Source organism: Gemmatimonadota bacterium (assembly GCA_026706845.1).
Lineage (GTDB): Bacteria > Latescibacterota > UBA2968 > UBA2968 > UBA2968 > VXRD01.
On record JAPOXY010000014.1, the window covers coordinates 1 to 7,350 of the forward strand.

Consider the following 7,350-nt stretch of genomic DNA (forward strand, 5'->3'; position numbering starts at 1 on the left):
CAGACCGTCCCAACATCCTCTTTATCATGTCCGACGATCACGCATCGCATGCCATGAGTTGCTACAACAGCCGCATCAACCAGACCCCCAACCTCGACCGCATAGCAAATGAAGGCATGCGCTTTGACAACTGCTTTTGCACCAACTCAATCTGCGCCCCCAGCCGGGCGGTAATCCTCACCGGCACATACAACCACATCAACGGCGTAACCACCCTGGCGACCCATCTCGACGGCAGGCAACTCACATTTCCCAAGCTATTCCAACAGGCGGGATACCAGACCGCCATGATCGGCAAATGGCATCTCGGGCACGGTGGCATCCACGACCCCACCGGCTTTGACTACTGGAATGTCCTGCCCGGGCAGGGATTATACCACAACCCCGAAATGATAGAAATGGGCGAAGAAAAAGTCTATCAAGGCTATGTCACCGACATCATCACAGACTTATGCCTCGACTGGCTCAAAGCGCGGGACACAAATCGCCCCTTCATGCTCATGTACCACCACAAAGCGCCCCACCGCGCCTGGGAACCCGATGAAAAACACGCCCACATGTATGAAAACGAAGACATACCCGAACCCGAAACCTTCTGGGACGACTACAGCAACCGCGCCAGCGCTGCCGAAGCCGCCAAAATGCGCGTTGACCGCGACATGAACAAAAATGACCTCAAGGGATTACCCCCTGAAGGCCTCTCACCTGAAGAAGATAAAAAATGGAAATACCAGCGCTACATCAAAGACTACCTGCGCTGTGTGGCCTCCATTGACGACAACGTCGGGCGCATGCTCGACTATCTCGACGCGGAAGGCCTCACCGACAACACCATCGTCATTTACACATCTGACCAGGGCTTTTTCCTGGGCGATCACGGCTGGTATGACAAGCGCTTTATGTACGAAGAATCCCTGCGCATGCCCTTCATCATTCGCTATCCCAGAGAAATCAAACCCGGCAGTATCAACACCGACATGATCCTCAACACCGACTTTGCCCCCACCTTTCTCGACTACGCGGGCATTGACATCCCCGAAACCTTCCAGGGATCGAGCATTCGCCCCTTGCTCAACGGCGAAACACCAGAAGGATGGCAAACATCGATGTATTATCGCTACTGGATGCACCTGACGCACCACCATGTTTACGCCCATTACGGCGTGCGTACCCACCAGTACAAACTCATCTATTACTACGCCGACGGCCTCAATCAAAAAGGATCAATCGAAGACACTAAAGAACCCGAATGGGAACTCTTCGACCTCGAAAAAGACCCTTATGAACTCAACAGCGTGTACGATGATCCCGAATACGCCGATATCGTGCGCGAACTCAAAGACGAACTCTACCGCCTTCAGGCAAAAGTAAAAGACGAGCGGTATATAAAAGACGTGGACGAATAGACGAATAGACGAACCCCGCCCTACCACCCAAAGTTGCTACAAACTCCGTCGTTGATTCGTTGATGAACTGGCCTGAGAAGCGGCCAGTTGTACCCCGCTCCGTTGATTCGCTACTTCGGCACCTTGAGTACCGCATAAAAATTGGCATAGTGCCGGCGGGTCTCTCTGCGAATGATGATACCGACTTCGTCACCGGGTTTCAACTCTGCCAATACATCTTCATAATCCCCCATCGAACGCATGGCTTTGCGATTCATCTCGCGAATCACATCTCCCCGCTGCAAACGCGCCGCATCGGCCGCGCTTCCCGCTCTCACATCGGTAATGAGCATGCCCCATTGTGCATTATAACCAAACTGACGTGCAATACCGGGCGTCATCTCCTGAACATTCAGCCCCAGGACGCGTTGCCGCTCAATCTCCTTCAGACCGCGAAAGGGATCAAACGCATCCACTGTTACGCGCAACTTTTTATTTCCCCCACTTCGGACCACCTCAATTATCACCTGTGCGCCCGGAGGGGTTCGCGCAATACGCGTCAGAAACTCATCTGCACTGGAAATCTCGCGGTCGTTTAACCCCACAATCACATCGCCCGGCTGCAAACCCGTCTGCTCGGCAAATTCCCCCACCTCCTGAATCAACGCACCCCGATTCACAGATAATCCCAGTGGTTCGGAAAGCCCCGGCGTCAGATCTTGAACCACCACATCCAGATACCCGCGTTTAACCTCTCCATCTTCGAGAATCTGCTGCATAATATTGCGCGCCATATTAATTGGCACAGCCAGCCCAATGCCCTGACTGCCCCCGCTGCGCGATAAAATCGCCGTATTCAGACCCACCAGTTCCCCGCGCAAATTCACCATTGCCCCACCGCTATTGCCCGGGTTAATCGCCGCATCTGTTTGAATAAAATCTTCGTAATCCACAATATCTAAATTGCCCCGTCCAATTGCACTCACAATACCGTACGTCACCGTATGCCGCAAACCATACGGATTGCCGATAGCCAGCACCCAGGAACCGACCTTCAACTTATCCGAATCGCCCATCTTTAGCGCGGGCAAATCGCGCCCATCAATTTTCAACACCGCGACATCGCTCTGTGGATCTGTCCCCACCAGTATTGCGCCAAATGTCCTGCCATCGCCGAGTTCTACTTCAATAGAATCGGCCTCTGCAACAACGTGATTATTGGTCAAAATATAGCCATCTCGAGAAACAATAACCCCAGAACCCAAACTCTGTTGCCGCTGTTCTTGCCGGTACTGCCTACCGCCAAAAAGATAATCGAAAAACGGATCGCCCGTCGATCTTCGCACCCCAACCAGCACATCTCTTTTTTTAATAACCGCGACCACACCTGGATTGACCTCGGAAGCCACCGCTGCAAAAGCCTCGCTGAACTTTTCCATTTGCGCGATCGTCGCCTGAGATTCGGGATCAATCTTTGCCTCGACCTGCAAAACCATAAATCCCGCAATCAGTATCCACATCCATCTTCGCATACACCATTTCTCCATTATAGCAATTGATAGTTATATATCACAAGGCGCCAAAAGTTCCTGAAATTGTCCAATCCCGTCAATGACAAAAAAAAAGGCCGAGATCCACAGAGAATCTCAGCCTTTTTAAACTGAAGAATGTGCTTACGCAGCTGACTTATCCGACGGACGCACCTTTTTCAGTGCAGACATCCATGTCAACTCGTAAACCACCAGCGCACCGCGCCACACTTTGACATTTTCAAGCCCGCTACACACCAAGCGCGCGGCCTGTTCAATCGTCGCTTCTGCGGCCTTGACCTCGGGATAATCGGCCACAGTCTTCATGGGAACGGGACCATAAGCAGCGCGAACGCGATTAATCACCTCGCAGACTTCCCGACGAAACTGAGGGATAAAACGGGACCGGGAAGTAGTCCGTTGTACCTTCTTTGATCCTGAATCGATACCCAACATGGGAATAACTCGTCTCATGGGAACATCTCCTATCTAAGTTAGGTGAATATACCGACATAAATCGTCGTATATAATCACAAAAACTTTCCTAAATTCAATTTTTACAGAATATTATATTCCATCTTCCACTCGCTATAAATATAGTGAACATTTGTATATGCGTCAAGGGTAAATGTCATTTTTATCCTAAAAAAAACTTTCCCTCAATGCGCTGCGATATTATCTTTTGCCCTCATCAAGAGAATCCAACTGAAACCTGAAAGGAGCACCATGGCAGACAAACTCAAAGTCGGCATCATCGGCGTTGGCGGCATCGCGCGCACCCACATTCCCGGATGGGCCGCTTCCGAACATGCCGACCTGATTGCTGGCAGCGATATTGACGCAGACGTACTGAACCACTGGGGAAAAAATAACAACATATCCATCCTATCTACCGATCCGGAAGACCTGTTCAAAAATCCCGATATCGACATCATCGACATCTGCACCCCCAACAATTATCACGCCCCATTGGCCATTGCCGCGCTTGAAGCGGGCAAACACGTCATCTGCGAAAAACCGCTCGCCCCCAACCCGGCACTCATCAAAAACATGATTGCCGCACGCGACAAATCTGGCAAAACCCTGATGACAGCGCAGCATTTTCGTTTCTCGGGCAAATCAAAAGCCATGCGAGCCGAACTCGACACAGGCGTACTCGGAGACATCTACCACGCGCGAAGCTGGATGCTCCGCCGCTCAGGGGCACCAAACACACCGGGCTTTATACAAAAACAACACAGCGGTGGCGGTCCTTGCATCGACATCGGCGTACACATCCTTGATCTCACACTCTGGTTCATGAACAACCCCAATCCCGTATCCGTCACCGGTGTCGCCCGTGCAGAAATCGCCCACCAGAAAGGCGCCTTCAGCAGTTGGGGTCTCATCCCATCGGCGCAGTTCGATGTCGAAGACTTCGCCGCAGCATTTGTGCGCTTTGACAATGGCGCAACCCTCGTGCTCGAAGTCAGCTGGCTACTCCACCACAAAACGCAGGGCGAAGACATGCAAATGTGGCTCTACGGCACCAGAGGAGGCAGCCACTGGCCCAGTTGCGAAATCTATCAAAGCAACAACGATATAAAACAACACTACAACCGCACCCTGCAAAATACCCGCGATCTACTCGAACCCCACGCCCAGGAATGCGTCGAATTTGCCCGGGCCATCGCCGAAGGCAAACCATCACCCGTACCCGCCGAGCAATCGCTGCAAGTCATGGCAATCCTCGACGGCATCTATCGCAGCCAGGAAACGGGCGAAGAAGTAAAAATCGCGCAGGAACTATCGTGATCTTTATATCCACCATCGTCGGTCCGCTTGAAGTCAATTGTTACATCCTCGCCTGCGAAAAAACGCGCAAAGGCATTGTAATAGATCCCGGAGACGATACCGACACCATACTTCAGTTCATCGAAGACCACAATATCAAAGTCGTCGAAATAATTGCCACACACGGACATTTTGACCACATAGGGCGCGTCGCATCCCTAAAAGAAAAAACCGGCGCGCCATTCGCCATCCACAAAGCCGATGTATTCATGGTCGAGGCGCTTACAGACATTGTCGCACCCCTGGGCCTTCAAACCGACCCACCGCCCAAAATCGACCGCTTTATCGATGAAGGCGACACCGTAGTCTTTGGCCGCAAAACCCTGAACATCCTCCATGTACCGGGTCACGCGCCCGGCAACATCGCCCTCACCTGGCCGGGCCACGCCATTATTGGCGACACGGTATTCGCTGGCTCTATTGGCCGAACCGACCTCGAAGGCGCAGACTTGCAAACGCTCATGGACTCAATCCACACCAAAATCCTCACCCTCCCCGACGACACAATACTTCACCCCGGGCACGGGCCAGACACAACCATAGACCGCGAAAAACGCATCAACCCATTTCTCATATAGGACCAATTCTCACATGAACATCTCCACCACCATCGGCAACATCCTCGAAAGTACGACAGACGCCATCGTGCTCAACCTCTTTGAAGGCGTCACAGAACCGGGCGGCGCAACAGGTGCAGCCAATCGCGCGCTGGACGGGCTTATTACCGACCTCATCGCAGGCGGCGACTTCAGCGGCAAACGCAACCAGACCGCCGTACTCTATCCCCGTCGAGCCGCGCCGCGCCTCATTATCGTTGGCCTGGGCAAACGAGAAGCCTTCACCCCCAATCAAGTGCGCCTCGCATCCGCATCTGCGACCAGAGAAGCCATCAAACTCGGCGCAAAGACCCTCGCCTCCATCATACACGGCGGTGGCATAGGCGGCCTCGATGTTTCCGACGCTGCACAGGCCACCGTTGAAGGCGCGATTCTCGGCAACTACAAATTCACCAACTACAAAACAAATAATGACAATCCCAAACATCTCGACACATTTACCCTCATCGAATTTGACACATCCAAACAAACCGATGTGGAAAAAGGCGCGAATACCGGACAAATCATCGCCGAAAGCGTGTGTTTCTCCCGCGACCTGAGCAATACCCCCGGCAACGACCTGCCACCGGCGACACTGGCCGACCGCGCTTTGGAAATGGCTCGTGAAACCGGACTTTCCTGTGAAATATTTGACGAACAGCGCATCTCAAATGAAGGCATGGGCGCCCTCAGCGCCGTGGGACAGGGGAGTGCTCGACCGCCTCGTTTTGTCATCCTGGAACACCCGGGTGCCGATCCCAATGCCGCGCCAATCATCTTCATTGGCAAAGGCATAACCTTTGACACGGGCGGCATATCCCTCAAAAGTGGCGACGGCATGTGGGACATGAAATTTGACATGAGTGGATCCGCAGCCGTCATTGGCGCAATGCGAGCCGTGGCAAAACTCGACCTGCCCCACCGCGTCATCGGCATGGTTGCCGCCGCAGAAAACATGCCCGATGGCCGCGCGTATCGGCCCGGTGACATCTTGCATCCCCTCGGCACCAAAACCGTTGAAATACACAGCACAGATGCCGAAGGCCGCCTCGCCCTCATCGACGCCATCGCATACAGCGCACGCTACGAGCCAAAAGCAGTCATCGACCTGGCCACGCTAACCGGTGCATGTGTCACCGCACTTGGCAACGAAGTTAGTGGCTTGATGGGCAACGACAACGACCTCATCGCTCAAATCCACGAAGCGGGCAATCGCACCGGTGAAACTGCCTGGCATCTTCCCATTCTCGACAGTCACAGAAACAGCATCAAAAGCAATGTGGCCGACCTCAAAAATTCAGGTGGTCGGCCCGCGGGCGCACTCACCGCCGCCGCATTCCTCGAAGCCTATGTCCAGGACTTTTCCTGGGCACACCTCGACATCGCCGGCACCGCATCGACAAAATCCACCAAACCCGACACCCCCATCGGAGCCACGGGCGTTGGCGTGCGATTATTGATCGATTTCCTGCGCCATCAATCGGTAAAATAAAAAGCCGGGACATAAATCCCGGCCTGGATATAAACTTCTGATTCGTCCGCTACCTCTCACCCAAAGAGAACATCAGCCCTGCCTGAATGCCAAAATTATTTGTTGACCCGGACGCAAAAGCGCGAAACCAGCGACCCTGCACAAATGCACCTATGCTCTCAGAAACATCAAACCGCATACCACCTGCTACGGCAATCAACGCCTCGGTTGACGTTTCTCTTACAAAGTCTCCGGTCGTTGTATCTACGAGATAAAGTACTGATCCGTCAATCAGTACATCGACAATCACGGGAAATCCCCGTGCGTGCAACACCCCGCCAGCAACCCCGAAAAACACCGTACCATACTGATCGGACAAAGGGGCTTTATAAACCAGACTAACACCCGCTGGAATTTCTGAAATACCGTCCTTCCGATAAAACTCAACAAAAGGTGCCAAATACGTCGGATACAAATCTCCAATGGGAATCTCTATGGACAGGTGCCCGCCCCCGCGCGTGGGATCGAGAAGCGCA

The 7,350-nt window shown here is 53.1% G+C and carries 7 protein-coding genes; 4 read left to right on the top strand and 3 right to left on the bottom strand.

Translation table 11 applies throughout. The features are described 5' to 3' along the window. A partial coding sequence (locus tag OXG87_01305; protein MCY3868159.1) for a sulfatase occupies positions 1-1,406 on the top strand: 1,406 nt, incomplete at its 5' end. A gap of 110 nt (positions 1,407-1,516) precedes the next feature. Here the strand turns inward: OXG87_01305 and OXG87_01310 are convergent. Together OXG87_01310 and OXG87_01315 are read right to left on the bottom strand one after the other, a co-directional pair. Continuing rightward, positions 1,517-2,917, bottom strand: coding sequence for a trypsin-like peptidase domain-containing protein (locus OXG87_01310; protein MCY3868160.1), 1,401 nt, complete (start codon positions 2,915-2,917; stop codon positions 1,517-1,519). Between the two features lie 141 nt (positions 2,918-3,058). Beyond that, entirely contained in the window at positions 3,059-3,388 is a 330-nt protein-coding gene (locus OXG87_01315) for a hypothetical protein (GenBank protein ID MCY3868161.1), read from the bottom strand. A 252-nt stretch (positions 3,389-3,640) separates the two neighbouring features. On the opposite strand from OXG87_01315, the gene OXG87_01320 reads away from it, so the two are divergent. Genes OXG87_01320 through OXG87_01330 form a run of 3 tightly spaced genes read left to right on the top strand, consistent with a single transcriptional unit; the run spans position 3,641 to position 6,835 of the window. Then, positions 3,641-4,708 carry a Gfo/Idh/MocA family oxidoreductase gene (locus OXG87_01320; protein MCY3868162.1) on the top strand — a complete coding sequence of 356 codons (1,068 nt, stop codon included), beginning with the start codon at positions 3,641-3,643 and terminating at the stop codon, positions 4,706-4,708. Further along, the gene (locus OXG87_01325) at positions 4,705-5,325 is read left to right on the top strand and encodes an MBL fold metallo-hydrolase (GenBank protein MCY3868163.1); all 621 of its coding nucleotides are present in this window, start codon (positions 4,705-4,707) and stop codon (positions 5,323-5,325) included. Before OXG87_01320 ends, OXG87_01325 begins: the two co-directional genes overlap by 4 nt. A gap of 13 nt (positions 5,326-5,338) precedes the next feature. Further along, positions 5,339-6,835, top strand: a complete 1,497-nt coding sequence (locus OXG87_01330) for a leucyl aminopeptidase (GenBank protein MCY3868164.1) — start codon at positions 5,339-5,341, stop codon at positions 6,833-6,835. Positions 6,836-6,884: 49 nt separating this feature from the next. Here the strand turns inward: OXG87_01330 and OXG87_01335 are convergent. Further along, the coding region (locus OXG87_01335; GenBank protein MCY3868165.1) for a hypothetical protein at positions 6,885-7,350 on the bottom strand (466 nt) is incomplete at its 5' end.

What these genes read in the sequence shown, in the direction of transcription:
- OXG87_01320 (MCY3868162.1), top strand. Translation starts at nt 3,641, where the DNA reads ATGGCAGACAAACTCAAAGTCGGCATCATCGGCGTTGGCGGCATCGCG.
- OXG87_01330 (MCY3868164.1), top strand. Translation starts at nt 5,339, where the DNA reads ATGAACATCTCCACCACCATCGGCAACATCCTCGAAAGTACGACAGAC.
- OXG87_01310 (MCY3868160.1), bottom strand. Translation starts at nt 2,917, where the DNA reads ATGCGAAGATGGATGTGGATACTGATTGCGGGATTTATGGTTTTGCAG.
- OXG87_01315 (MCY3868161.1), bottom strand. Translation starts at nt 3,388, where the DNA reads ATGAGACGAGTTATTCCCATGTTGGGTATCGATTCAGGATCAAAGAAG.